The sequence below is a fragment of the Pontixanthobacter gangjinensis genome, assembly GCF_009827545.1.
Classification (GTDB): domain Bacteria; phylum Pseudomonadota; class Alphaproteobacteria; order Sphingomonadales; family Sphingomonadaceae; genus Pontixanthobacter; species Pontixanthobacter gangjinensis.
In genome coordinates this window covers 569,360-596,209 of the sequence record NZ_WTYS01000001.1, presented here as the reverse complement: position 1 = coordinate 596,209, position 26,850 = coordinate 569,360, and the positions used below count along the sequence as shown (strand labels likewise).

General features: G+C 56.5%; 25 protein-coding genes. 10 read left to right on the top strand and 15 right to left on the bottom strand.

Annotated elements, in window-relative coordinates:
* Positions 1–11: 11 nt before the first annotated feature.
* A complete protein-coding gene (locus GRI36_RS02880; RefSeq protein ID WP_160597098.1) occupies positions 12–353 on the bottom strand; it encodes a GntR family transcriptional regulator in 342 nt (113 codons plus the stop codon).
* A gap of 234 nt (positions 354–587) precedes the next feature.
* Here GRI36_RS02880 and GRI36_RS02875 point away from each other — a divergent pair, with 234 nt between their 5' ends.
* Genes GRI36_RS02875 through GRI36_RS02860 form a run of 4 tightly spaced genes read left to right on the top strand, consistent with a single transcriptional unit; the run spans position 588 to position 5,598 of the window.
* Positions 588–2,342, top strand: a complete 1,755-nt coding sequence (locus GRI36_RS02875) for a peptide MFS transporter (protein WP_160597097.1) — start codon at positions 588–590, stop codon at positions 2,340–2,342.
* 60 nt (positions 2,343–2,402) lie between these two features.
* Positions 2,403–3,779, top strand: coding sequence for an amidohydrolase (locus GRI36_RS02870; RefSeq protein ID WP_160599014.1), 1,377 nt, complete (start codon positions 2,403–2,405; stop codon positions 3,777–3,779).
* Positions 3,776–5,065, top strand: coding sequence for an amidohydrolase family protein (locus tag GRI36_RS02865; RefSeq protein WP_160597096.1), 1,290 nt, complete (start codon positions 3,776–3,778; stop codon positions 5,063–5,065). Before GRI36_RS02870 ends, GRI36_RS02865 begins: the two co-directional genes overlap by 4 nt.
* 50 nt (positions 5,066–5,115) lie before the next feature.
* Positions 5,116–5,598: an FKBP-type peptidyl-prolyl cis-trans isomerase gene (locus GRI36_RS02860; protein ID WP_328598339.1), complete on the top strand. Its 483-nt coding sequence runs from the start codon at positions 5,116–5,118 to the stop codon at positions 5,596–5,598.
* Between the two features lie 161 nt (positions 5,599–5,759).
* On the opposite strand, the gene dxs is transcribed toward GRI36_RS02860, so the two are convergent.
* From dxs to rpe, 10 genes are all read right to left on the bottom strand, one after another.
* Positions 5,760–7,682, bottom strand: coding sequence for a 1-deoxy-D-xylulose-5-phosphate synthase (dxs, locus tag GRI36_RS02855; RefSeq protein ID WP_160597094.1), 1,923 nt, complete (start codon positions 7,680–7,682; stop codon positions 5,760–5,762).
* Between the two features lie 99 nt (positions 7,683–7,781).
* A complete protein-coding gene (locus tag GRI36_RS13700; protein ID WP_202392104.1) occupies positions 7,782–8,261 on the bottom strand; it encodes a hypothetical protein in 480 nt (159 codons plus the stop codon).
* Positions 8,262–8,392: 131 nt separating this feature from the next.
* On the bottom strand, positions 8,393–8,938 hold the full coding sequence (locus GRI36_RS02845) for a hypothetical protein (protein WP_160597093.1): 546 nt from the start codon (positions 8,936–8,938) through the stop codon (positions 8,393–8,395).
* Complete coding sequence (locus GRI36_RS02840) at positions 8,919–11,015, bottom strand: CHASE2 domain-containing protein (RefSeq protein WP_160597092.1); 2,097 nt, start codon at positions 11,013–11,015, stop codon at positions 8,919–8,921. Before GRI36_RS02840 ends, GRI36_RS02845 begins: the two co-directional genes overlap by 20 nt.
* Positions 11,006–11,470 carry a Fur family transcriptional regulator gene (locus GRI36_RS02835; protein ID WP_160597091.1) on the bottom strand — a complete coding sequence of 155 codons (465 nt, stop codon included), beginning with the start codon at positions 11,468–11,470 and terminating at the stop codon, positions 11,006–11,008. Before GRI36_RS02835 ends, GRI36_RS02840 begins: the two co-directional genes overlap by 10 nt.
* A gap of 66 nt (positions 11,471–11,536) precedes the next feature.
* The gene (gene msrA, locus GRI36_RS02830) at positions 11,537–12,223 is read right to left on the bottom strand and encodes a peptide-methionine (S)-S-oxide reductase MsrA (RefSeq protein WP_160597090.1); all 687 of its coding nucleotides are present in this window, start codon (positions 12,221–12,223) and stop codon (positions 11,537–11,539) included.
* On the bottom strand, positions 12,220–12,357 hold the full coding sequence (locus tag GRI36_RS13695) for a hypothetical protein (protein WP_202392103.1): 138 nt from the start codon (positions 12,355–12,357) through the stop codon (positions 12,220–12,222). Before GRI36_RS13695 ends, msrA begins: the two co-directional genes overlap by 4 nt.
* 144 nt (positions 12,358–12,501) lie before the next feature.
* Positions 12,502–14,091, bottom strand: coding sequence for a bifunctional phosphoribosylaminoimidazolecarboxamide formyltransferase/IMP cyclohydrolase (purH, locus tag GRI36_RS02825; RefSeq protein WP_160597089.1), 1,590 nt, complete (start codon positions 14,089–14,091; stop codon positions 12,502–12,504).
* 9 nt (positions 14,092–14,100) lie between these two features.
* Complete coding sequence (locus GRI36_RS02820; RefSeq protein ID WP_235902140.1) at positions 14,101–16,065, bottom strand: heparinase II/III family protein; 1,965 nt, start codon at positions 16,063–16,065, stop codon at positions 14,101–14,103.
* Positions 16,065–16,727 (bottom strand): ribulose-phosphate 3-epimerase, encoded by a 663-nt coding sequence (rpe, locus tag GRI36_RS02815; protein WP_160597088.1) that lies wholly within the window; start codon positions 16,725–16,727, stop codon positions 16,065–16,067. Before rpe ends, GRI36_RS02820 begins: the two co-directional genes overlap by 1 nt.
* Positions 16,728–16,857: 130 nt before the next feature.
* Here rpe and GRI36_RS02810 point away from each other — a divergent pair, with 130 nt between their 5' ends.
* The 4 genes from GRI36_RS02810 to GRI36_RS02800 all read left to right on the top strand — a co-directional run bounded on the left by GRI36_RS02810 (position 16,858) and on the right by GRI36_RS02800 (position 19,933).
* Complete coding sequence (locus tag GRI36_RS02810) at positions 16,858–17,124, top strand: PqqD family protein (protein WP_160597087.1); 267 nt, start codon at positions 16,858–16,860, stop codon at positions 17,122–17,124.
* A 63-nt stretch (positions 17,125–17,187) separates the two neighbouring features.
* A complete protein-coding gene (locus GRI36_RS13920) occupies positions 17,188–17,319 on the top strand; it encodes a hypothetical protein (protein WP_268893841.1) in 132 nt (43 codons plus the stop codon).
* Positions 17,320–17,358: 39 nt separating this feature from the next.
* On the top strand, positions 17,359–19,254 hold the full coding sequence (locus GRI36_RS02805; protein ID WP_160597086.1) for a hypothetical protein: 1,896 nt from the start codon (positions 17,359–17,361) through the stop codon (positions 19,252–19,254).
* Between the two features lie 172 nt (positions 19,255–19,426).
* Positions 19,427–19,933: a DUF2141 domain-containing protein gene (locus GRI36_RS02800; protein ID WP_328598338.1), complete on the top strand. Its 507-nt coding sequence runs from the start codon at positions 19,427–19,429 to the stop codon at positions 19,931–19,933.
* A gap of 12 nt (positions 19,934–19,945) precedes the next feature.
* Here the strand turns inward: GRI36_RS02800 and GRI36_RS02795 are convergent, their stop codons facing one another.
* Both GRI36_RS02795 and GRI36_RS02790 read right to left on the bottom strand, forming a co-directional pair.
* Complete coding sequence (locus GRI36_RS02795; RefSeq protein ID WP_160597084.1) at positions 19,946–20,854, bottom strand: hypothetical protein; 909 nt, start codon at positions 20,852–20,854, stop codon at positions 19,946–19,948.
* Positions 20,851–21,843, bottom strand: coding sequence for a diacylglycerol kinase family protein (locus tag GRI36_RS02790; protein ID WP_160597083.1), 993 nt, complete (start codon positions 21,841–21,843; stop codon positions 20,851–20,853). Before GRI36_RS02790 ends, GRI36_RS02795 begins: the two co-directional genes overlap by 4 nt.
* Positions 21,844–21,960: 117 nt before the next feature.
* Here GRI36_RS02790 and GRI36_RS02785 point away from each other — a divergent pair, with 117 nt between their 5' ends.
* Together GRI36_RS02785 and GRI36_RS02780 are read left to right on the top strand one after the other, a co-directional pair.
* Positions 21,961–23,169, top strand: coding sequence for a M20 metallopeptidase family protein (locus tag GRI36_RS02785; RefSeq protein WP_160597082.1), 1,209 nt, complete (start codon positions 21,961–21,963; stop codon positions 23,167–23,169).
* Positions 23,170–23,271: 102 nt separating this feature from the next.
* Entirely contained in the window at positions 23,272–24,825 is a 1,554-nt protein-coding gene (locus GRI36_RS02780; protein ID WP_160597081.1) for a long-chain-fatty-acid--CoA ligase, read from the top strand.
* A 61-nt stretch (positions 24,826–24,886) separates the two neighbouring features.
* On the opposite strand, the gene GRI36_RS02775 is transcribed toward GRI36_RS02780, so the two are convergent.
* Positions 24,887–26,083: an ABC transporter permease gene (locus GRI36_RS02775; RefSeq protein ID WP_160599012.1), complete on the bottom strand. Its 1,197-nt coding sequence runs from the start codon at positions 26,081–26,083 to the stop codon at positions 24,887–24,889.
* The gene (locus GRI36_RS02770; RefSeq protein ID WP_160597080.1) at positions 26,083–26,850 is read right to left on the bottom strand and encodes an ABC transporter ATP-binding protein; all 768 of its coding nucleotides are present in this window, start codon (positions 26,848–26,850) and stop codon (positions 26,083–26,085) included. Before GRI36_RS02770 ends, GRI36_RS02775 begins: the two co-directional genes overlap by 1 nt.

Sequence of the window (26,850 nt, the reverse complement as noted above, 5' to 3'; positions counted from 1 at the left end):
TGGCACCGCAGCTAGGCAGTTTCGAGCAATTCTGCAGCCTTGATTCCAAGCCTTTGAATGCGAAGTCGGATTTCTGGCCATTCTTCGCGGATGAACTGCTCGCGTTCGAACTGGCGCAGTTTTTCCGCAGCACCAGCCACTACATACATTCCGACGCCGCGCTGGACTTCGACCAAACCGTCAGTTTGAAATTGCTGGTACGCTTTGGCGACCGTCAGCGGGTTCGCCCCCTGAGCCGCTGCGAATGCCCGGACCGAAGGTAGCATTGCCCCCTCGGCATATTCGCCTTCGATTATCGATGCCGCGATCTGGTCGCGAAGCTTCAGGTAAACAGGCCTTGATTGCTGGGTCATAGTACAGTCCTCGGAGAATGGCGCTTCCGCTCGCAAGGAAGCCAGCGCGATACTTGGGTGCATCAGTGCCATAATACACTGCGCCGCGTCAAGTTCCCTGCTTCCCGTAAATTTTTGGAAAAAAGAGCAGTTTCGACTGAAACTAACGCTTCACATGAAAATTTCAGGCGCTAGGGTGCCGCCTTTAAGATCCGCTCATCAGACTGCGGACAGAAATTCAGGGATCATGATTATATGGCAACGAAATATGCCGAAAACGGGGATGCTGCAGGCACAATCTTAGGGCACCCCAAGGGGCTGTTTGTCCTATTCTTCGCCGAAATGTGGGAGCGGTTCTCATATTACGGGATGCGCGCTCTTCTGATTTTCTACCTCACCAAACATTGGCTTTTTTCAGACGAAGAGTCAGGCATCATTTATGGTGCCTATACCGCGCTCGTGTATATCACCCCGGTTGTCGGCGGCTATTTGGCTGACCGTTACTTGGGGCAAAGGAAAGCGGTCGTATTCGGTGCCGTCCTCCTCACGTTAGGCCACTTCTTCATGGCCTTTGAAGGAGCGCCCCGAGCAGGTAACACCGACAACCCGATAATTTACGTCTTCTGGCTAGCGCTTGCACTAATCATTGTTGGTTCGGGTTTCCTCAAAGCAAACATTTCGGTCATCGTTGGGCAACTCTATCCACGCACTGACGTCCGACGCGATGGCGCATACACAATTTTCTACATGGGAATTAACTTGGGCGCCGCATTGGGTTCGCTACTGTGCGGCTATATTGGCGAAACTTACGGATGGGGCTACGGCTTTGGCTTAGCCGGTATCGGTATGCTCGCAGGGCTTCTCGTATTCGTATGGGGCAAGCCGCTCTTGCTGGGACGCGGTGAGCCTTCTCAGCCACTCGCCAAAAGCACCGAATGGAGCATGTATGGCATCGGGCTGTTGCTTGTTGCCCTGTGCTGGGTGCTGGTCCAATATCAATCAGTTGTTGGCGGTCTTCTCGGCACATTCGGCGCGCTCTTGGTTTGCTATGTTCTCTACATCGCAACATTCCGTCTTGCTTACGGATCCTACAAAGAATCCCCGTCAGTACCTGTGAACTTATTCATTGTTGGAGCGGCCGTTACGGTCGCGGGGATGCTTCTGGTTTCAACAGTAAGTGCTGACTATCAAATTATTCCAATCGTTGGTTTAGCGCTGATGATTGCAATTATGGCTCAGCAGATGATCACCAAAGCTTTCGAGGATCGTGATCGTATCTTCGCTGCAATGTTCTTGATCGTCACGTCAATTATCTTTTGGGCCCTGTTCGAACAGGCCGGCTCGTCACTTAACCTGTTCACCGATCGCCACGTTGATCGGGGTGGGGTGCCAGCTTCGGTCTTCCAATCGATCAACGCGATCTACATCATCCTGCTCGCTCCGGTTTTCGCGACGCTGTGGACCGTGATGGGCCGCAAAGGAATTGAACCCTCCACACCATTGAAATTCGGCCTAGCTGTCATTCAAGTAGGCCTGGGTTTCCTTGTCCTTGTGTGGGGTGCACAGTCGGTCGGTCTCGATGTTCCAGTGCCGGTTGTGTTCATTTTCCTGATTTACTTGCTTCATACGACCGGCGAGCTTTGCCTCAGCCCAGTTGGACTCTCGGCAATGAACCGCCTTGCGCCCGCTCACTTGGCTTCGCTGATCATGGGTGTCTGGTTCTTCGCATCGGCGACAGGTAATTTTGCAGCGGGATTGATTGCTGCGGCAACGGGCGCTGAAGGTGTTGGCGATGCCTCTGGAAAAGCAGTCGTGCTCGATGTTTACTCAACCGTGGGTTGGGCCGCAATCGGCGTTGGAGTCGTGGTGATGGTCATTAGCCCGCTCATCAAGAAGCTGATGCATATCGATACGCTGCAAGACGACAATGTCGGCGACGATCTCGAAGGCGCGGCTGCTGCCGGGCTTGAGGCGCAAGAGGGTGGCGTTCACCCATCGACAAAAGCATAATCGGATGAATGTATTAATCGGGCTTGATCCATCAAGCCCGATTGAATTGGAGACTAAGTGATGCGCTACCGTGCCTTTGCCATTTTGGGGGGCGCGGTGGCGCTCGCTGCTTGTTCCGCCACTAGCGATGGCAAACCCGCCAGTGCTTCTGATGCCTCGGCGGCGAAGGCAGATGCACCGTATCCATCGACTTACTCAGCCTATCCCGGGGCGCCCACTGCACTGATCGGCGCGACTATCTATGATGGTGCAGGCGGGCAGATCGATGGCGGTGTGGTGCTGTTTTCAGATGGCAAGATTACCGAAATCGGCGATGCCAATCTGGCAATACCCGAAGGCTACAGCCGGATCGACGGAACTGGAAAATTCGTCACTCCAGGCATCATCGACATCCACAGCCACCTTGGCAATTACCCAAGCCCCTCGGTTCAGGCGCATTCCGATGGCAACGAAGCGACCAGTCCGACCACCCCCGAGGTTTGGGCCGAACATTCGGTCTGGCCGCAGGATCCCGGCTTCAGCCGGGCGATGGCCAATGGCGGTATAACTTCGCTGCAAATTCTGCCTGGGTCTGCCAATTTGATGGGCGGACGCACGGCAACGCTAAAGAATGTGCCAAGCCGCACTGTCCAGGGCATGAAATTTCCTGGCGCACCTTACGGCATGAAAATGGCCTGCGGTGAAAACCCCAAGCGGGTCTATGGAGGCCGCGGCCGGATGCCCTCCACGCGGATGGGCAATTTCGCGGTAAACCGCCAAACCTGGCTCGATGCCAAAGTCTATGCTGATGGCGACCGCAAGAAGCGCGATCTGGCCAAGGAAACGCTCGCTGGTGTTCTCGATGGCGATATCCTGATCCACAACCATTGCTACCGCGCTGACGAGATGGCGCTGGTGATGGATATGGCCAAGGAATTTGGTTACAAAGTGAGCGCTTTCCACCACGCAGTCGAAAGCTACAAAATCGGTGATCTGCTCAAGGAAAACGAAGTCTGCTCGGCAATCTGGGCCGATTGGTATGGCTTTAAAATGGAAAGCTATGACGGCATTCCTGAAAACGCAGCGCTGCTTCAAAAGGCGGGCGCCTGCGTTGTCATTCATTCCGACGATGATAACGGCATCCAGCGTCTCAATCAGGAAGCCGCCAAGGCCCAGGCCGCCGGTGCGCGGATGGGAATCAACATTCCCGATGCCGAAGTTATTTCATGGCTGACGCTGAACGCCGCAAAGGCGATGGGCATCGACGCAATGACCGGCAGCCTGACCGCCGGAAAGATGGCCGATGTCGTGCTATGGAACGGCGACCCGCTGAGCGTATATTCGCGGCCCGAGAAGGTCTGGGTTGATGGCGCACTGCTGTTCGATTCGGGCGACCCGAAGCGTAGGCCCGTTAGCGATTTCGAGCTTGGTCAGCCCGGTGAAGGAGATGTGAAATGAAGCGCACCTTGATTTTCGCGGCCGCCGCATCGGCCCTCGCATTCGCAGCCTCTGCCTCCGCTCAAAACTTCGTCATAGTGAACGGAACTGTCGCCACGGGCGATGGCAGCGACCCTATCGAAGGCGGAATGGTCGAGGTTAAAGACGGCAAGATTGCCTATGTCGGTCCGGAGCGAGCATTCGAAACAACCACCGTTTATGACGTTGCTGGCAAGTGGGTAACACCCGGCATTTTCGCTGCGGCAACCGATATCGGCCTCGCGGACGTTGGCGGAGTTAGCGAAAGCAATGATAGTAGCGCTAACGGTTCGCCTTACAATGCCGCGCTCGATATCAGCACAGCAATCAATCCGTCATCGCAACATATCGCGGTTAGCCGCGCTGGCGGTGTCACGCGGGCGACGGTAACAGGATCCCCGGGCAGGTCTATATTTGCCGGTCAAGGCGCGACGATTGATCTGGGCGCAGACGGCCAGCCAATCACCGTCGCAAAGTCATTCCAATTGGTCGCTCTGGGCGAAGCCGGGGCGCGGCTTGCAGGCGGAAGCCGAGTGGCCAGTCAGGCCGAATTGCGCAATGCGCTGCGCGAGGCAGCGGCCTTTGCTGCTGGCACTTGGGAAGGTGGGGAAGCGATACTCACCCGCGCCGATGCAGAGGCACTGGTGGCTGTTACTTCGGGCAAGCAGAAGCTTTATGTACATGTCGAACGTGCGCAGGATATTCGCGGCGCGCTTGGATTAAAGCGTGAATTTCCCAAGCTCGATATGGTACTCCTTAGCGTCAGCGAAGGCTGGCTGGTGGCGGATGAAATCGCCGCCTCTGGCGTACCGGTAATTGCCGATCCACTCGACGATCTACCTTCCAGCTTCGAACAGCTAGCGGCAACGCAAAGCAATGTAGGCCGGATGTTTGCAGCTGGAGTGAAAGTGGCAATTGGCGGAATAGATACGTTCAACCAGCCGCGCAATCTGACCCAATACGCAGGCAATCTGGTGGCCTTGCAAAAGGTACCCCGGGCGAGTGGCCTAAGCTGGGGGCAAGCCTTTGCTGCGATTACCTCGGTTCCTGCGGAAATCAGCGGGATGGGCGGCAAGGCGGGCGTTCTTACAGCTGGTGCGTTCGGCGATGTAGTGATCTGGGATGGCGATCCACTAGAATTGTCGTCCGAGCCAGTGACGGTCTATATTGACGGTGTTGAACAACCATTGGACAACCACCAGACCCGCCTGCGTGACAGATATCGGGACCTAAATGAGAGCGACCTGCCCAAGGCCTATGACTGGTAAATTGCTCCTCGATCGGACTGAATGATATGCGAGCTTTGTTAGCGATAGGCGTGAGCGCCCTTGCGGTATGCGGCCTTCCCTCTCCTGCGGCTGCCCTGGCAGAAACCAAGAATGCCGCGCCCGATTATTCACAGGATGCCGCGTGGCATAACGCACAGCAGGCTGCGCTGGCGGAACGCAGCTATACCGATGGTTGGCGTTATATCGATGGCGGGCTGCTGTGGCGACGCGTGAAAGGCAATGGCGCCGGACCGAAACCGTCGGTCGCTGATACGGTAACAGTACATTATGCGGGCACCTTCGTCGATGGGACAAAGTTCGACAGCTCCTTTGATCGCGGCACGCCTGCTACATTCCCGCTCGGCCGCTTAATTCCGGCTTGGCAAATGGCAATCCCGCAAATGGCAATCGGCGATACAATCGAAATAGCTGCTCCAGCGAGTGTGGCCTATGGCCCCGTTGGCAGCGCGAGAATCCCGGGCGGTGCGACCTTGCTGTTCACGATTGAATTGCTGGGAATTGCGGAACGATAAGCAAGCGGAAGTTTGTACTGCCTCCTGTGACACCCGCCACATCCGTGGCTGGAAGCACCGAACGGCGTTCCCGCTATTATCCCGCGCGAATCGCAATCGGAGTGCCCAACCCCAAATACAAAATCCCACAAACTAACTGGCAGCTTGAGGGCGAATTTCCACTAGGCCCGCGCTTCTTCGATACCCGCGCTGTTGTGCCGCAGAGCCTTAAGCACAGTCTCAACAATTTGCGGAGCGTTTAGACCCGCTTCATCATATTGTTTTTCTGGCGCATCATGATCCTGGAAGATGTCAGGCAAACGCAAGGTACGGATTTTCAGGCCCGCATCGGTCAGGCCATTGTCGCTGGCAAAGGTCAGCACATGCGCGCCCAGTCCGCCGATTGCGGCTTCCTCGACCGTAATGATCACTTCATGCGTGCGCATCAGTCTCTCAATCATTTCAGTGTCGAGCGGTTTGGCAAAGCGTAGGTCAGCCACGGTTGTCGAGAGGCCCTTAGCTTCCAATTCGTCAGCCGCTTTTAGACTTTCCGCCAGACGGGTCCCGAGCGACAGGAGTGCGACCTTCGTCCCATCACGTACGATCCGGCCCTTACCGATCTCCAGCTTCTCCAGCTTATCTGGTATGGCCACGCCTGTGCCCGCGCCGCGCGGATAACGAAATGCAATCGGCCCATCATCATATTCCGCGGCGGTGTAAGTCATATGGGCAAGCTCTGCCTCGTCAGCAGCCGCCATCACCACAAAGTTTGGCAGGGTGGCGAGATAGGTCACATCAAATGATCCGGCATGCGTTGCACCATCCGCACCGACCAAGCCCGCCCGGTCGATCGCGAAGCGTACCGGAAGGTTTTGAATCGCCACATCATGAACAACTTGATCATAAGCGCGCTGGAGGAATGTCGAATAAATTGCCGCAAAGGGCCGCATGCCCTGTGCCGCTAGGCCGGCAGCGAAGGTTACCCCGTGCTGTTCGGCAATGCCGACATCAAAGCTTCGTTCGGGATGCGCCTGGGAGAATTTATCGACCCCAGTTCCGCTGGGCATTGCTGCGGTAATCGCGCAAATCCGGTCGTCGGTTTGGGCCAGCTTCGCCAGAGTCTCTCCAAATACATTCTGATAATTTGGCGGGCCGCCTGCGCTTTTCTTCTGTTCACCGGTGATCACATCAAATTTGGCCACACCGTGATATTTATCAGCGCTGTCTTCGGCCGGCGCGTAGCCTTTGCCCTTTTTGGTCACGACGTGAATAAGCACTGGACCTTCTTCGGCATCGCGGACATTTTCGAGCACCGGTATCAAATGATCAAGATTGTGGCCATCAATCGGGCCTACGTAATAGAAGCCGAGTTCTTCAAACAGGGTTCCGCCGGTAACCATGCCGCGCGTGTATTCTTCAGCCTTTTCAAGCCCCGAATGGACGCGCCGCGACAGTTTACGGGCAAGCTTCGAGGCGAGGCTGCGGATACCAAGATATTCACTGCTCGACACCATTCGCGCCAGATAGGCGGACAAACCACCAACCGGCGGAGCAATCGACATGTCGTTGTCGTTTAGAATCACGACCAGCCGATTTCCCGCCTGCTCTGCATTGTTCATCGCTTCATAGGCCATGCCTGCGCTCATCGCGCCGTCACCGATTACCGCGATGCCGCGGCCAGGCTGACCTTTCAGCTTGTTAGCAACCGCGAAGCCGATACCGGCGGAAATCGATGTTGAACTGTGAGCCGCGCCGAATGGATCATATTCGCTTTCGCTGCGCTTGGTGAAACCCGATAGTCCCCCGCCCTGTCGTAGAGTCCGAATCCGGTCGCGCCGTCCAGTCAGGATCTTGTGCGGATAGGCCTGATGGCCGACGTCCCAAATCAACCGATCCTCAGGCGTATTGAACACATAATGGATTGCGACAGTCAACTCGACCACACCCAGACCCGACCCCAGATGCCCGCCGGTCGAACCGACAGCAGAGATCATTTCATCGCGCAATTCATTGGATAATTGCCGCAGTTGGCTCTGGTCGAGCTTGCGCAGATCGGTCGGGGTATCGACCGTATCGAGAAGTGGAGTTTCGGGTGTTTGAGACATGGCGCTTACTCTAGCCTCGCCGGGCAAGCTTGTCGATTCAGTCTGTTGCCAAGCACGGGTCGCAAATGCACGGCCTATTACTGCGCCTGAAAGCCTGCATTATGGACCAGACCACACCCCCGTATCGGAAACACTGGACGCGTTCGCTGGCTCCTCGACGCGCTTATTGCAGCCGCCACCGCCATAGGTGACCAGGCCGCCACTTAACCGCTGAAAAGTGAGAAATCTGACATAGCTCGGCAAGCAAATCCTGCCGCTGACTGCAACGATCCGGCCCTTGGGATAAAGCGCAATCGCATTCGCAGAACCGCGCAGGACAACCATCTGCGGTGGCGGAGGGCGAACGGACGCAGCAGCACGCGGTGGCGGCGGCATTGGAGGAGGAGGAGGAGGAGGAGGAGGAGGAGGCGGCGGCGGCGGCGGAGGCGGAGGTGGCACTGACATTTCAGCCGCTACCGGCATTTCGGACGTCGCCGGCGGATTCGCGGTCGACACACAGCCGCCCAATAATGCCATAGCCAAGCATACTACGCCGAATCTTTGACCAAGCCTTACCGCTTTCATTCTAGGGCTATTCATCTGGTTTCCTCCACGGGAACAGGCGGGCGTTAGACTGCTGCTCAAATACCGAACCCACCTCGCCAAGTCGCTCGCCCGATGCTGGCCAGCCTAAACATTACTTTCGAACCATTCGCAAATGTCGGACAAGATTACGAAGCCCACGCTCCGGGTGCTTTCTTACCGCTGGCTGGCGTTTCGGAAATCGGCTTATTACACCCACTGCCAAATGTGATTCGCCCACCCTTCATGAGCTGGAAAGTCACAGAACCATCGCCCTTCGGAAAGCAAAGTTTGGCGTTCAACCGAACTTTTTGGCCTAAAGGATAGAGCTTAAAAGGAAGCCCTGATCCGCTTACGGATACCATCGTGTTCTCATCGTTCTTGCTGGAGGTTTTACCGCCGCCCAATTGTTTTGCGGCCTTACTTGACCCGCCGCTGCTTTTGCCATTCTTGGCCTGCCCCGCTGAAATTACGCCGCCCTGGCCCAACCCTTTGCCCGCGTTCTTCGATGGCGCGGCAAGGCTAGCGGCGGAAAGTGCGCCCGATTGGAGTAGATTATCCGATTTCAATGCGGTGATTGGTGTTAAAATTTCAACTTTGGACTTGGCCAAGGCTGCATTCGGCACAGCGAATAGCAGCGTTGCAATTGCAACTTTCGCGGCGTTCAAGACAGGCCTATTTTGAACCAAGAACATAAGCACCCCCTCCGGCGATCGCGTCAATCCGCGAAACCAGACTTGCGATACCCTTATCGTCAGGATGATCTTCCGACAAGGCGCGCAATTTTACAGCGCCCTCGGGATCTCCTGATTCTAGGAGGAGCATAGCATGCCCGACTTGCTCTGCAAAATTGGCAGCTTCGCCAGAAACTGGCTCAAACACCCTAATGGGTGTATCCACCCCCGCCATCACAATTTGGCCCATGGGCCGGTAGGAGAAGTCAGGTGCGCGTTGCTGGATGTCTGCACTTACCAGAATATGGGTGTTAAGATATTTGTTAGCCCCCTCCAATCGCGCGGCGGTGTTCATGGCATCGCCCAGCGCGGTGTATTGAATCCGCTGGCGGCCGCCAAAATTGCCAACGATAACGGGCCCATAATGCAGGCCGATCCGCGTTCGCCCCAAGCTTTCGCCTTGGTCGCTCAATTGCTGGCGGATCCGTTCGGAGCAATCATGCAAAGCCAAGGCACAGCTTACCGCGTTTGCAGCATCGGTTTCGCTGGCGATTGGCGCGCCCCAAAACGCCACAATGGCATCGCCCACGAACTTATCGATCGTGCCGCCATGGGCCAGAATGATTTCGCTCATTTCATCCAGATAATAATTGAGGATGCGGGCGGTGGTTCTGGGGGGCTGGCTGTGACTGATGCGGGTAAAGCCCTCAAGATCGGTGAACAGCATGAAAAGCGGCCGTTCCTCCCCTTCAAGGGTGAGTTTTTCCGGATTGTCGAGAATTTCGCTGGCGACAGTGGCGGGAAGATATTTACCCAACGCATCACGCGCGAAAGCCCGCTCTGTCGAAGTTCGCATCCGCGCCAGATAGCCAAAGCCGATCAGCGCGATAAGCCAGGACAGCGCCCAGCCCGTAATCGGCAGTGAAAACAAATCATAGCCAGCAGCGTTCAATAACAAGGGCATTGCAGCCAAAGCAGACAATTGGATGATAATCAGCGCGCTTAATAGCACCACACGCCGGTCATGCTGCGCGCTTAATGCACCCGCACCGGCAAAGCCCAAGGCTATGATCAGGATCAACCAAGCAGGCAAGGCGGCGGGGAAATTACCATCGAGGGCTTGGCGTAGCATATGCGCGTGGACCGTCACGCCAGGCACTTTTCGTTCACCGGCCATTCGGCTGATTGGTGTAGAAAACCGGTCGGCATTGAAAATGTCCAGCCCGATCAGAACATAGCGGCCCCGCAATTGCTGGGAGAAGATTTCGCTCAAAACCGGATCGCTCCAGGTCGAAAGCGAATAGGTCGGGAACATCCCCGCCGCGACCGTATCCTCCATCTCGCCCAGCTCCGGGTCAAGCCTGGTATATGTAATTGCGCCATCAAATTTGAATGAATCATCGTCCATCCCGGCCATTGCCGCTGCCAAGGGTGGCTGAGATAACGCCGTCTTTTCAGGCCAGCTACGGGCGATATTGGAACTGTCGGTGCCTATCATAGGCGAAGTCTTTTTGACCGAATTCTGTGAAAACTTGGCCCAGAATTCGTCCTGGTAGGCCGCTGAATCCGGCCCGATTTCGGCGCTCCAGAACCCGCCGCCATCGGCTTCCGGATCTGCATATACCATGAAAACATCTGTCTCCACGGATCGCAAGGCGTCGGTCAGTTCATCCTCGTCATCGGTGGGCTGCGCGAAAAAGAAATCAACACCTATCGCTGTCGCTCCGGCATTATCAGCCGCCACAATGGCTTTGGCAACCAAGGCGCGGTCAATCGGGCTGGTCTTTTGCGTCGAGCGTGCGGTCGAATCGTCATATTCGAGAATAACGATATCTTGGTCTTTACCCACCTCTTCAGCCAGGAACGAGAGATAGAAATCATAAACCAGCCGCTCGACCCCGCCGGTAACTGGCAAGTCCTTGACGATCAATGGCGGGGCTAGACTGGCGAGCAATAATCCCGCTGCAATCGCCAGTCGCCGGAAAAACTGTCGGCGCCGCTTCCGATCACGGCCCGGCAAAGCAAATAAGGAGGGCTTTCCCACGCCGCCCTGCTGCGGATCTGCGCTATCGCCCCCCTCGGCAGCGCTCAATTGCACGATGCGCAGATACCTCTTATTTCAATAATCGGTCGGCGGGTTGCAAAGCCGGCATCCTGTGCGATCCCGCGCACGGTCTTGGACACTTCATCGCTGTCGACATGCGTTGCCTCGCCGCATTCGTCACACACAAGGAAAATGCAATCATGCGTGCAGCCCGGATGGCTGTTGGCAAGATAAGCGTTGGAACTTTCCACCCGCAGCGCGAGATTGTTACCAACGAACAGGTCCAGAATGCGGTAGACACTGTTGGGCGCGACGCGCTTACCCCGTTTGGCAGAAAGATTATCGGCGATGTCATAGGCGGAGGCAGGCCGCTCATGGCTTGCCAGTTCCTCAAAAACATCAGCACGCATGCTGGTCCATTGTTCGCCAGCAGACAGCAAGGAATCGCGCGCTGCGTCAATCAGCCGCTCGCCCGAATGCACTTCATGATTGTGATTATGTTCGCCCATGACGGCTATATAGCGTCAGCCAGCGAAGGTTTCCACTATTGCCCTAACCAAGTAGTGTCATGGGGCTCAATTGCGGACGAAGTTTGCTCGATAATGCTGAGGATAGAGCCTCTTTAGAGCCGCCACTTTCGGCTTGTCCCACCTGACAATGTAGCCGTGGCGGGGGTTCTTCAGGGCGAAATCCTGGTGGTAGTCTTCGGCCTTATAAAACTTCCGGTAGCTTTCGACCTTGGTCACGATCGGGCGGTCCCATCTGCCCGATTGCTCCATTTGCGCGAGATATGCCGTCGCAACTTTACGCTGTTCAGCGTTCACTGGAACAAGCGCTGCACGATATTGGCTGCCACGGTCCGGCCCTTGGCGATTGCGCAATGTGGGGTCGGCGACCACTGAAAACAGAATGCGGACAAGCTGGTCATAGCGAACGACTTTTGGATCGTAAGTGACACGCACAGCTTCTGCATGGCCGGTAACGCCGCTGTTGGTCTGTTCGTAAGTAGCGGTGGCTGCGTTGCCGCCGTGATAGCCCGAAACTGCGCTAGTCACTCCTTTGACGTGACTGAACACGGCCTCGACACCCCAGAAGCAACCACCCGCAAAGATGGCGGTTTTCAAACCGCTGCCTTCATTGGCAAATTGCTTGGCGGCGGGCGCAAGAACGACATTTTCAGCCGCGCTGGCGGGTTGCTGACAGCCGCTCAGAACCAGTCCAAAGGCTGCAATGGGCAGCAAAGCGCGCTGCAAAATACTCATCGGACCGTCGCTGCAATGGCATCGGGAACCAACTGACTGGCGATGTCAGGATTTAATTGGAAAACGACAATCAAAGTGCCAACGGCAAAGCCGATAGCAAAGTTGCGCGAGAGGTCCGATTTCAAAAAGTTCATAGCGGCTGTCTTTATTCTCTACTGTGTCGTTGAGTGCTCACTAGGACCGAAGGACTTTCCGTCTGGTGAACGCGTCGTTGTCAGTTTGAGATACGTTGGAAGCAGCCAAAAGGTTTCAGCGCCATCACAAAACCGGGTGCCAGATCAATGTCTGAAGTGTCGCATTCCGGTGAACACCATTGCAAGACCCGCTTCATTTGCGGCGGAGATCACCTCATCGTCACGCATTGAACCGCCCGGCTGAATGATCGCCGTCGCGCCGGCTTCGGCGGCGGCAAGCAAGCCATCCGCGAAGGGGAAAAAAGCGTCCGATGCAACAGCACTGCCGACAGCACGGGAGGTATCCCAGCCATATTTCTCAGCAGCTTCCGCCGCCTTCATGGCGGCAATGCGCGAACTGTCCCGGCGGTTCATCTGGCCCGCGCCGATACCGGCTGTTGCGCCATCCTTGGCATAGACGATGGCGTTAGATTTTACGTGGCGCGACACGGTCCACGCGAACAAGCAATCCTTCAATTCCTGCTCTGTCGGTTGGCGTTCGCTGACGACTTTCAAATCGGCTGGTGTAATCGCACCATTATCGCGGCTCTGGACTAGCAAACCGCCAGTAATCGGCTTAATTGACAGTCCGCCTCGGCGCGGATCGGGCAGATCGCCAGTTACTAGCAAGCGCAAATTCTTCTTCTTCGCAAAAGCTTCGCGGGCTTCGTCAGTGACCGAAGGAGCAATGACCACTTCGGTGAAGATCGCGCAAATCGCCTCTGCGGTAGGCCCGTCGAGCGGGACATTAACCGCCACGATGCCGCCAAACGCCGATACACTGTCGCAGGCCAAAGCCTCGTTCCACGCTTCGAGCAGCGAGCCGCGCTGCGCCACACCGCAGGGGTTGGCGTGTTTGACTATCACCACTGCCGGATCGCCACCCGCAAATTCAGCGCATAATTCCAGCGCTGCATCGGCGTCATTGTAATTGTTATAGCTAAGCTCTTTACCCTGAAGCTGTTCCGCCTGCGCGATGCCCTTCGCGTGCGGGCCTACCGGAGTGTAGAGCGCCGCCTTCTGGTGCGGATTTTCGCCATAACGAAGCTCGACAGGAGCCTTGCCGTTAATCGCCAACATATCGGGGAATGTCTGCTCTTGGTCGGCAAAGGCAAACCATTGGCTGATCATCGAATCGTAAGAGGCAGTGGCAGCGAACGCCTTGGCCGCCATTTTCTTGCGGAATTCGAGCGACGTCGCGCCGCCGCTGCCCTCCAATTCCGAGGTAAGCGCCGCGTAATCTTCGGGATCGGTCACTATGGTCACAAACTGATGGTTCTTGGCAGCAGAACGCACCATGCTCGGTCCGCCGATGTCGATGTTTTCGATAATCTCGTCGCGCGAGGCGCCGCGCATGACAGTGGCCTCAAAGGGATAGAGATTGACCACAACGAGGTCTATCGCACCGATAGAATGAGCTGCCATAGCCGCTGCATGTTCAGGATTATCGCGCACGGCAAGCAACCCGCCATGGACCATTGGGTGAAGCGTTTTAACCCGGCCATCCATCATTTCGGGAAAGCCGGTCAGGTCGGATACGTCTTTGACCTCAAGCCCTGCTTCGCGCAGAGCCTTCGCGGTCCCACCGGTCGATACCAGCTCCACCCCGCGCGCCGACAGCGCTTGTCCCAATTCGGCCAAACCGCTTTTGTCGGACACTGACAGCAGAGCCCGTTTGATGGATACGTCAGTCATGATGCGAAACTATCCCATTTTTTTGAGCAGCCAGGAGAAACTTCCCCCGCTGCGCGATGTCATACCCTGAACGACCAATTGCTGGATCGGATGCGGGCGGCCATTGCCGTCAACCCACATGCTTTCTTCAATTTTCAATTCGCCGCTTTCGCTGCCAGTGCCGCTGCCGGCAGCCATGCGGAATTGCCAATAGGTGCCATCGGGCAAAGCCAGTCCAGCACCTTTCTTGTCTTCCGAAAGGCCAATTTCTATGCCGCGGCCAATATGGAAGCGGATGGCAAAACCGATCTTGCCATTTTTGCCTTTCTTGCCGGTCGGAACCAGCAAATCCTCGCCGCGCAATTCGCTGCCATCCTCGCGCATAATCAGTACGCGGCGGTGGGTCAGCCCATACCGGGCGGCATAGCCATCATGGCTGGCTTCGATACGTGCCGCCAGACCTTGCTTAAGCCTCTGGCTTCTGCGGTCGACCTCAACCTCATTAACGCCTGCACCCAATTTTCCGTTAATATGGACAGCGGTGGAATTGGCATCATCAAGCGTCAATGTCGAATGAGCAGCAGTGGCACGAAGCCCTTGTTCGATCCGTGCCGGAACCTGACCACCACCAAAAGCTGCGCCGCCGCAATTGACGATAATTCGCTGTCCTTGCGCGCATAGTTCAAACGCCAACGTCGATGCGCTACCCGCCCTTGCATTGCGCGAAAGGGGCGGAGGGGCAGCGTCGAATATCAGCGTGGTCTTGTTGCCCGCAACGCGCTGGTAGCCCCATTGACGGACATCTTTAAGCGGTCGGGCCCGCACTCCGCTTGCATCGATCAAGGCTGCAAGCCGGTCGGCACGAACCGCGCCTGCACCTTGCCAGCTCCCGAGCCCGCCATCCGAATGGATCAGCGAAAGCAGCGGCGGGACCAGCAAATCAAGCATGGTGCCAAGCGCCTCGGGTGGGTCCATATCGCGGGCACGGTAGCAGGCTGACAAATCGACCAGCAGCGCAATCGCGTCCATTTGCGCCAGGGGGCTGCGCGAAAGCACTCCGCCATCATCAGCGACCAATTCACCCAAAGCGCGGATCAGGCCCGCTTCACCAAACAGGCGGCGCGGCCTACCTTCGGGAAGGAGCAATCCGGCAGCAACAATGGCACACCAGCCAGCAACTTCGCCCGAACGATCATTCGCCTTGGATACATTGCGATCAAGCCAGCGCGCCGTATCGGACATCGCCTCCAATGTCTGGCCACGCAATTTGGCGTCTTTGCCCGAAAGAATGAGCGGCGCGTGAACCAGCCAGTTCAGCAATCGGTGGCCGACATGTTCGACATTCCACGGTGTGCTTTTGCCCGGCTTGGAATTGACGGCCAGCCACGCAGCCAGCACACGCTCTGCGGTGGCGGTGCATTGTTCGCGCGGCGCAGAAGAAGCCAAATCGCGAAGCCATGAAAAGCCGTGGATGACCTTGTCGAACGGCGGCGTTAAGCGCGCTGTGGGAGAGAAATCCATCTGCGTTATCGGGGCTTTGACACCGTGGACAAGGAAATGGCCAGTCCGCAATGCGACGCCTGCTGCGCGTTCGCCCAAAAGCGGGGATTCCACCGTACCCAGCAATCTTGGCTTGGCGGGTTTTGAAAATGGCGCGCTCAGAGTCGAGGCCGACATTCCCATCCGGTAAGCAAAGCGAATCAGGCGCTCACCCGCGCTGGTCGAAGGCGGGGCAAAATCGGAAATGACCAGTGCACGGCCAGGCTCAAGCGTCTCTCGCTTCGCTGAATGTGCAGCGCTCTCACCCATAATCAACGCATCGCCACCCCCGACATCCTGCGTGTCAAAGGGAATGGCCATCTGGCTGCGGACCTTGCGGTTATGGACGTCACGGTTGACGACGCTAGAAACGGGAGCAACGTCTGCGACAGTATTGGTTCCAGTATCGGAATCAGTCGCGGAAAATTCTCCTGTTCTGGCTGGCGCCTGGTCCATTACCCTTCGCCTTTCAGCGCGGCGATATTCGCGGCATACTGGGCGGGGCCGCCTTTGAATGTAGCTGACCCTGCAACCAGCACATCGGCCCCCGCGTCAACACATTGCCGTGCGGTTTCAGCATTTACGCCGCCATCAACTTCCAAATGAATGTCGCGGCCTGTGGCATCGATCATTTTGCGGATAGCCTCAATCTTGCGCAGCTGGCTCGCAATGAAGCTCTGCCCGCCGAAGCCCGGGTTCACGCTCATCACCAGCACCAGGTCAATATCGTCTATCAAATATTGAAGCGCGGCTTCCGGGGTTCCCGGATTGAGCGAGACGCCAGCCTTCTTGCCCAGCGCCTGAATCGCCTGGACAGTCCGGTGGGTATGCGCGCCAGCCTCTGGATGGACAGTGATGATATCCGCGCCCGCGGCGGCAAATTCTTCGAGATAGCTATCAACGGGGCTGATCATCAAATGCACATCGAAGATTTTCTTCGTGTGCGGCCGCAAAGCTTTTACAACTGCCGGGCCGATCGTAATATTTGGCACATAATGGCCGTCCATCACATCGACATGAATCCAGTCACAACCAGCTTCATCGATTGCGCGCACCTCTTCGCCCAGGCGAGCAAAATCGGCCGACAGGATGGATGGGGAGATCAGCGGTGGAGCCATGATTACAATGCTTCTTTGCAGGACATCCTTCCGCCTAGATGGCGCGAGTCGCGCCCACAAGCGCAGGCAAGGGGTTTTTCCACACTGGTCAGCTTTTCTAGAGCGCTATCGCAAGGTAACGAGCGTTTCTATGACCATAATATGTAAAGCCTTGTCAGATCTAATCGAAACCGATGTCGATGATGAAACAATCATCGTATCGCTTGCAAGCGGCCAGATGTTCTCCGTAAAAGGTACCGGCCGCGCGATTTGGAAGTTAATTGACGGTGAGCGCGAAGCGGAAGGCATCGCGGAGGAGCTGGGCAGCATTTATCACAAGGATGCAGCCAGCATTCAGCCCGATATGGACAGGTTTCTAACCGAGATTACGGAAGCCGGATTGATCAGCAAGCGGTAACATAAAATTGCAATGATACTCGAAATCAGGTAATTCTTTAAAGATGAATTCAGGACGGGCCTTATGAAATCGCCGCAACAGGCAAATATTCCCGAGTGGACAGCGCCCAAGCTTGACCATATCGGATCGCTGTCTGATGTGGCGGGCCGCCCGGTTCCTGTCGGACCGCAGGCAGCTTCGCGGAATAAATCCTGATCGGATTATCGATATTGCAGGCTTAGGGGCCGTGATAGTTTGATTGCTGCCTGGCACCCTTGGATCGCTGATATTCGCCGGCCCGATCAGGCGATAATCGACGCGCTGGGCGGCTTTGGCGGGACATTTGTGCGAAGCGAAGCTGGAAAGACCGGCTTTTTTGCAGAAGCCCTTACCCGGACGGAGGCCCTTGCTCCATCAGCTCCTTGTTCAGCTGTCTTGCACGGGTGGATTGACAATGGCACCATTCTTGCCCGCGATTTCGGCCTTGAGAATGCATCGCCAGCCGCGCTTTATGCAGCAGCGCTGGAGCGGTGGGGCGAGGAGGCCGACAATCATCTGTCGGGCAATTACGCCGCTATAGCCCGCTTGCCTGGAGGCGCGCTGCGACTGTCACGTTCGGCCTGGGACGCACCGCCGCTATATTTTGCGCAAGATGAAAGGCGCATCATCGCATCGCCCTTATTACGGGTGTTGTTCGCTTCGGGTGTGGCGAAGGAAGTCGATTATAACGGGCTGATCGATCAACTCGCCGCGGCGGGCAGTCATGGCTCGATTGACACCTGTTACAAAAACATAGCGCGGGTCAGCCTTGGGCACGCGGTTACGATAAATCATCAATCTGTCACGCAGCGCAAATGGTATGACCTGACTGCGATTAAGCCGGTTCGGTTTGCCCGCGACGAAGACTATGTCGAGGGCGCGCGTGAATTGCTGGATGATGCTGCGCGCGAAGCTGTTCGTTCGGTCAAGAAGCCCGGACTGGCTCTATCAGGAGGGCTCGACTCTCCGCTCGCGGCGACTGCACTGCTTGATGCCCTGCCTCCCAACACCCCACTCGACACGATTACATTCACCCCGGACCCCGATTGGGACGGTAGGACCATGGCAGGTGTGATGGGTGATGAATCTCTATTGGTTAAGAAATTTGCCGAGATGTACCCGCGCATCCATCCACATTTCGCCGATCCGGCGCAAGGCGGGTTTGCGTACAAATCCCGAGAGATGGCCTCTGCCATGCTTTATTTTGCGCCCGGCCTCGCCAATATGGGCATGTATCACGGTGTCTTTTCCAAAGCGAAGGCGCTGGGAGTTGACTGGCTGCTAAACGCCGATCTTGCCAATCAAAGCTTTAGCAATGACGGGCGCTGGGCCTATGTCGAATATGCACGCAAAGGGAATTGGCGAGAGCTGGTATCGCTCCTGAAAAATCGCCCCGGAGACAATAGGTCGCTCTTGCGCAAAATGCTCAGCCTGTCGGTTTTGCCGCAGCTGCCAACCGGCGTCCAAAACCGCATTCGGGGCGCGTTCCATCCGCCGCGCAGAGATATGCTCGCCCTGCTGACCCCTCTCAGCAAAGCCGCCCTTCTTTCACACCGCGAACGGGCCAGGCTTCAGGACAGAACCGCGGGCCTGAACAATTATTCGACACCAAGCTCACGCATCGAAACAGCATGCGCCGATCATGCCGGCGAAGATGGTGCGGGAGCGGATATCGGTCTGGCATTCGAACAGCTCTACGGTGTGCGCAGGCGTGACATTACTGCCTACCGCCCGTTAATCGAGTTTTGCGTCGGAATGCCGACCCGGCAATTTGCCAGCGGCGGCAAAGAGCGGCGGTTGGCGCGCAGAATGGCGAAAGGCCGTCTGCCCGAGAACCAGAGGCTGAACAGCAATTACGGTCAGCACAACATCGACTGGATTGCCCGCATGGGGCGTGAGCGAAAGGCGATGATTGCAGCGTGTGAGACCATGCGCGGCCATCCGGTTCTGTCTGAAATTCTCGATATTGACCGGATTACAGGTTTGCTTCAGGATTGGCCCAAGCATCAGGCCTTCGACATCGATCGCGAATGGCCGCGCATGTTCGCCATCCCTCAAGCAATTCTCGCTGCGCAATTCATAGGCATCGCTGAAGGCAGCAATGAACTGTGAGCGGATTAAGCTAGGTCATGAGTCAAATTCAGCCGAAATTCAGGGCGCTTAGGCCAAACGCTTAAGAAACGGGGCAAGGTTTGGGGCAGTCAGCCGATACAGGCAGCACACTTCCTCTGGCCATACTCTGTGAAATTTGCGCCATATGCGCTGCTGGAAATTGATTATGACGATGAGCACATCTTTGAATTCGACCGCCATCAAGCTGGGGCTGATTGCTATGATGCTCGGCAGCGCCGCTATTGCGGCGCCTGCGTACGCCCAATATCGTCAGAAAATCACCAATGATTTATCGAAATGCTCCCCCTCGTCCAGTTCAGCAGTGAAGGTGACTGTGCGAGGCATTGAAGCATCCACCGGCAAAATCCGCGTGCAAGCCTATAAGGGTATCAAAGCTGATTGGCTCGTATCGGGCCGCTGGCTGAGCCGGATCGAGGCCTCCGCAATATCCGGAACGATGACTTTTTGTATTCCCGTATCCGGCCCCGGAACCTACGGTATTGCCGTGCGCCACGACAAGAACGGCAATGGCAAAACCGATCTTTCCAAGGATGGCGGCGGCATGTCGAACAATCCCAGCATCAATATCTGGAACCTTGGGAAGCCGAGCTACACCAAAACACGCTTTAGTGTCGGTGAAGGCGTCAAAGCGATCACGATCGACATGAAATATATGTGATCTGATTGGGCCCTAGCCCTTTAGGCCAGAACTTCTTCGGCGCGCGCGCCAGATTTTGAACAATACACCCGGCGCGGCGAGGATCGGGTGTTTTTCGCGCCATGGCGTAAGCTCAACCGGCACACCAGTATGTCGCTCCACCTTCCATGCCGCATAACGCGCCGCACCATCAAAGGTGGTGCTAGCTTTGATCAGCCGGATAACATTGAGCGGCTTGCCCAAGCGTTGCCGTGACCTCCACCAGCGCTGGATGCCCTGTTTCTGTTTGTCGGGCATCTTCGGTTCAATTATGCCGCCGGTTTCTGAAAATTCGATCTTTTGTGCGGCTAGTGCGGAGGAAAGCAGCCCCGTAAAATGGTGCCGGTTCAACGACAGGATTGAATCCTCGCGGCCAGATTTCTCCACCCGAAATTCGGCCTTGTAGGTCGCTTGAAATAGCGAGCGCCAATATTCGTCCTCAATTCCGGTCTCGGGACCAAGCGCAACAGCCAGTCGCGATGCCGTTTCCGCCGCGGCGCAGACGCTCTGGACAATCCGCTGACGTGATTGTTCGCCAGAACACCAAACCAATGCGCTGGGTTGCACAAACCGCGCCCAGATCGTGGTGTCCTTTAGCTCACCGGCAGCGGCTTTAAGAAAAGCTTCGGCCGACATCACGGCGACTTTCGCGCGCAGCTCAATCCCGTCATACGTCCATTCATGGTAGCCGACACGCGGCCATATCCGCTCTTGCTGCGGCCCTGGTTTGAGCAGGTAAAAGTCAAGCACCCCCTCCAATTCCCCGGTTCGCAAATTTGAGCCATAGAATAGCGCTGCTTCGGCACACTCTTGCACTGCCAACTTCTTCGCAAACGCCCCAACTGATGGGTGCACTGATGCGCCTAAATTCACCTCCACCCGCCGCTGGAGTGCATTTGTCATGGCACGACGAACGACAGTTCGGGCCCCTGCGAGACGCGGTAATCACCAGCGGGAAACGCCTCTCCATCCAGAATAAATTCGCCGCCGATTTGAAGGTCATAATAATCGGTCACCGCATGATGGATCCCTGCTTTCGCAAGCCACGGCGGGCTCCAACCGGCCAATATCGCAGGGAATACTGCTAGAATCCGGCGGCGGGGATGGTCCATCACAACCAGTTTTAGCCCTTCGCGCAATTTCCCGAACAGTTTGATCCCGACTGGGAATCTTTCGAGAGTGGACGATACCATCACCGTTCTGCGGGCCGGATCGCCATACTCGCTACGCGGGATCGTGCGCCGCTCTTCGCCCAGCCTGATGGACATTTCTACGCCGCGGCGCCATTCATTATCGTCGCTTCCGAGCAGGCCGTGAAGGACCCCCCAAACCGAAGTCACCCCGACGGCCAGACTGTCAAACGCACCCATTTTATGCGCATCCTGCCCGGCACGTACGCCCAATGTGAAACCACCCGCCCCCAGAATAAACCCAAGCAAATTACGCCCGCCATCGGGAAATTGAACGGAAAGTGGCCGGCGCTTTATCCTTCGCCCTGAACCATATGCAGCAATCGCGGCGGATAAAGACCATTTCGCAGGAGCGCCTAGATCAACGTTCAACGCATTTGTCTTGCCCTTCGGCAAAACGGCAAGATCAGGCCAATCATCGCCGAAAACGAGGTTCCCGCACGTTAACACGTCGCGCACCGTTCCATCACCGCCATTGATGATCAAATAATCAATATCACGCCGCTTAAAATCGGTGAGCGCGGATTCGATTTCCTCGCGAGTTGCCGGCTGCGCGACGAAAACATTGGGCAATGCTGCGACATCCAGATCCTGGCCCTGATTTCTGTGGCTGCGCGGATTATAAATCACCCCGACAAGCGGCGGCGCATCGCGTGAGCCAGCACTGTTTTTCGGAGTAGATATCGGGTTCTGGCCGGTCATTGCGAGAAGGCCTTAGCCATTGCCAGCCCATAATTCACCATTGTTTTACGCTTTTGCACGGTGACGCATCCAACAAATCCGGGCGACGAAGCAGCTTCCATCCGCTAAACAGGGCAAATGCTCACTTCAGACCTTCTCGAATCTGCCCGCGAGTTGCAGGACCGTATCGTCGCGTTGCGCCGCGCAATCCATGCCGAACCCGAATTGGGCCTGCAAACACCGCTTACCAGTGCGAAGGTTCGCGCAGCGCTTGCCCATCTCCCGCTCGAATGGCGCGAAGGCGGCGAAACCACCGGCATGGTCGCCACACTTACTGGCACCAAACCATCCAGCGCTAAATCGCGAACAGTGCTGCTGCGCGGCGATATGGATGCGCTGCCGATGCCGGAGGAGACTGGCCTGGACTTCGCCTCAACCATCAAAGGCCGGATGCACGCATGCGGGCACGACACGCACACCGCAATGCTCGCCGGTGCAGCCGAATTGCTGTGTGCCAGGCGATCGGAATTCTCCGGCTCGGTTCAATTCATGTTCCAGCCGGGTGAAGAAGGGTATCATGGAGCACGCTTCATGCTCGATGATGGACTGATTGATCCGCTGCCCGATGCCGCTTTTGCGCTGCATATCATGCCCAATGCTGCCCACGGCGTAATTGCCGGGAAGCCGGGGCCACTCATGGCCGCTGCCGATCAGTTCGAAATAGTGGTGAAAGGCAAAGGCGGACACGCCTCGATGCCGCATGATACACGCGATCCTGTGCCCGCGGCGGCGGCAATAGTCACTTCGCTTCAAGCCATGGTCACCCGCCGCTTTAATGCCGCCGATGCTGTGGTGGTCACGGTCACACAACTTGATGCCGGAACAGCGCATAATGTCATTGCGGACCATGCCACCTTGAAAGGCACCATGCGCACTCTCTCGCCCGGACACCGGACGAAAGTTCAAGAGCTGATGCACGAAACCGCAGCTGGCATAGCTCAGGCACATGGTGTCGAAGCCGAAGTCGTCATCACCGAAGGCTTTCCCGTGACTATCTGCGATGGACGCGCGGTCGAGCTTGGCCAAAGCGTCACTCTTGACGCTTTGGGTGAAGGCGCTTGGCGTGATTTGCCCGCGCCGATCATGGGCGCAGAAGATTTCGCCTATATTCTCGAAAAAGTGCCCGGCGCGATGTTCTTCCTTGGTGTCGCTCCAGAGGGCGACAATTGGTCGAGCTGCTGTGGTATCCATTCCTCGCGAATGCATGTCGATGAAAGCGCGTTGCCAAATGGCACGGCAGTGCTGTCGGGTTGTGCGCTACGTTTCCTCGAACACGGGTTCGCCTAAAGCAACGCCTGATTCTCCGGCATTTACGGAAACAGTCTAAACCGACATGGTTGTCAGCATACGAGCCGAGCGATTCGGCCAGAGGATGCTGGAGAACCAAGAATGTCCGAAAATAATCCCTATTATCCGACTTATGGCGAAGCTTTGAGCGCCTTCGCCAAACAAACGCCCGATCAGATTGCGCTGCGTTTCGGGGACCGGACGACCGATTACAAATCCTATGATTTGCACGCCACGCAAATCGCCAACGGACTTGCTGCAATGGGATTGTCGAAGGGGGACCGGATCGCCTATTTCGGGAAGAACAGCGATCGCTCGGTCGAACTTGCGATGGGCGCGGCACGGGCCGGAATGGTGTTCATTCCGATTATTTGGCGGCTTGCGCCCAAAGAGGTTGAATTCATCCTCAATGATTCGGGCGCTGGTGTGCTGTTTGTCGAGCCCGAATTTGCCGATCAACTGCCGTTTTCCGGCAACAAAATTCTGACAGATGAAAGTTTCGACAATTGGCGAGATGCGCAAGCAACGACGCCAGTTACCACGCCAGTGGGCGCACAGGACGCGTTGCTCCAACTTTACACATCGGGCACCACCGGCCTTCCCAAAGGCGTGGTGCTGAGCCATCATAACGGCACCCATTTCCGCCCACTGATGAAAGAGCATAATATCTATTGGTATTGCGCTGACCATGGCGATTCGATGATCTTCGCAATGCCTTATGGCCATATCGCCGGGGTCGGCACCGCTCTAGGCGCGGTTCTGGGTGGGCAGGAGCTGATCATCCACCGCGAATTCGATCCGGCTTTGATGATTTCCGATGTCGAGAAATACCGCGTGAAATGGCTGTTCATCGTTCCCGCCGCGCTCGGCATTATGCTCGCCCATCCCGATGCCGCCAAAGCCGACTTCTCCAGCGTTAAGGGGCTGACATATGGTGCCAGCCCGATCCCGCTCGACATGTTGAAAGAAGGTGTTGAACGGCTCAAATGCGATTTTGCGCAACTTTACGGCCTGACCGAGACATTCGGCACCGTAATCAGTCTGCCGCCCGAAGATCACAAGCCGGAAAATATCAAGGGCCGCGAACACGTGATGAAATCGGCTGGCAAGCCGATGCCGGGTGTCGAAGTGCGGATTATGGACGAGGATTTGAACCCTCTCCCTGCAGGTCAGACCGGTGAAGTCGCAATCCGTAGCGGGTGCGTGATGCTGGGGTATTGGAACCGGCCGGAGGAAAACGAAAAAGCGCTGATTGGCGACGGATGGTTTCGGACCGGCGATGCCGGCATGGTCGATGAAGAGGGATATCTCTACATCCAGGACCGGATCAAGGACATGATCATCAGCGGCGGCGAAAATGTCTATCCTGCTCAGGTCGAGAGCGCGCTTTATGGACACCCCGATATTGCCGACATTGCGGTTATCGGCATCCCGGACGAAAAATGGGGTGAGGCGGTGAAGGCCGTGGTGGTTGCGAAGCCCGGTAGCGAACTGACAGAAGCGGGCGTGATCGCCTATGCCAAAGAACAAATCGCCGGATTTAAATGCCCGAAATCGGTTGATTTTATCGAAGCCTTGCCGCGCAATCCCTCCGGCAAGATTTTGCGCCGTGAATTGCGGGCACCCTATTGGGAAGGCCGGGAGCGCGCGGTGTAAATTCGGACGCGTTCTACTCCTGCGCCGCTTTATTCGTGGCCCATCCTGTTGGCGGCCAATGCTATTCGTGCCTTAGCGCCTCGATCGGATCGAGGTTGCTTGCCCTGCGTGCTGGATAATATCCGAATACAATGCCCATAGCCGATGCGAAAACGAAGCTGACGATGTTGATCATCGGGTCAAACAGGAACGGCACATCTATCGCAGCGGACAGGCTGAATGACAGCACGAATGCCAATATCAGTCCGACTATGCCGCCCAATCCGCACAGGACCACAGCCTCGGTGAGGAACTGCATCCGCACCTCCTTTGCGAGCGCGCCAATTGCGAGCCGGATACCGATTTCACGGGTACGCTCGGTAACCGAAACCAGCATGATATTCATAATCCCGATCCCGCCTACGAGCAGGCTGATTGCGGCAATCATCGCCACCATCGCGGTCAGCGCGCCGGTTGCCGCACCGAGTGCCGCGTTCACCTGGGCTGTATCGATAATGTTGAAATCATTATCCGCATCACCTTGGAGCAAGCGGCGTTCGCGCAACAGATCCACGAGCGAATCCTGGATGCCCTTTGACGAATAAGTCGCATCATATTTGATAACGAAGAATTGAAGGTTATCATTGCCGGTAAAGCGCCGCTGGACCGTTTTGAGCGGCATCATCACAACATTGTTGCTATCCTGACCACCGCCGCCAGCCTGGCGTTCATCGAGCACACCGATGACCGTACAAGACACGCCCCCAAGCCGCATGGTTTCACCCAGCGGACTGGTTTCCGGCAAGAAAATCGCTGCGCGCACTGTCGGGCCTAGCAGGCACACGTTCTTGCCAGCGCTTTCCTCTGCAGCCGTGAAACGGCGGCCCTCCGTCAATTTGATCGATTGAGCGGTCAGGAAATCCGAATTGACCCCTTGAGCAGTGGTTGTCCAATCCTGTCCGTTAAAGAACGCGGTAGTTCCCGAGTTGACGCTGCCCGCCGCCACTTCAACCCCGGCAATCTGGTTGCGCACTGCATCAACATCCGCCTCATCAAACGCCCGCGGAGCTCGGGTTGCGCTGTTGATCGGGAATACGATCAGCACATTCGAGCCAAGCGAGGATATCTGGCTTTGCACCGAGGCGGTCACACCATTGCCCAGTGTCACCATGGTCACCACTGCTGCAACGCCGATAATGATCCCCAGCGTCGTCAGAAAACTGCGCAGCAAATGCCGCCGGATTTCCCGCAAGGCGAGCATGAAGGTGGACCCCATCATCATGATGAAGCCCCCATTCCCGCACCCGGTATCGGTTCGGCAGACACAAACGGCCGGTTTTGGTTGATCTGAACATTATGCACCAGCCCATCGCGGAAATGGACGATCTTCTTGGCGTATTCAGCCATCTCCTGCTCATGCGTGACGAGCAGGATGGTAATGCCGCTGTCATTAAGCCGTGTCAGCAATTCCATAATTTCAAGCGAGCGTTCGGTGTCGAGATTCCCGGTCGGCTCATCGGCCAGCAGCACGTCCGGCTGTGTCACCAAGGCGCGGGCAATCGCAACGCGTTGCTGCTGCCCACCTGATAATTCGGCAGGTGTATGCTTGGCCCATGGACCAAGCCCAACCAGATCGAGTGAGCGCATAGCTGCCTCACGCCGCGCCGCCTTCTTCTCCCCGCGATACAGCAGCGGCAATTCAACATTCTCGACAGCGGTCGTTCGTGCAAGCAGGTTAAAACCCTGAAACACGAAGCCCAGATATCTTCGCCTCAGCAATGACCTCTGGTCGCGTTGCAAGGCCTGCACCTCAACTCCGCGAAATCGGAAAACACCCGAGGTTGGCGTATCGAGGCAGCCGAGGATGTTCATGGTGGTTGATTTGCCCGAGCCCGAAGGGCCCATCACCGCAGCAAAATCACCGCGCTCAATGGTCATATCAACGCCCTTGAGCGCTTGGAATGCAGCCGCACCAGTGCCGAAGGTTTTGGTTATACCCTCCAACTCTATCAGCGGCTCGCCAAATTCAGGCGTCGTATCGTTCAT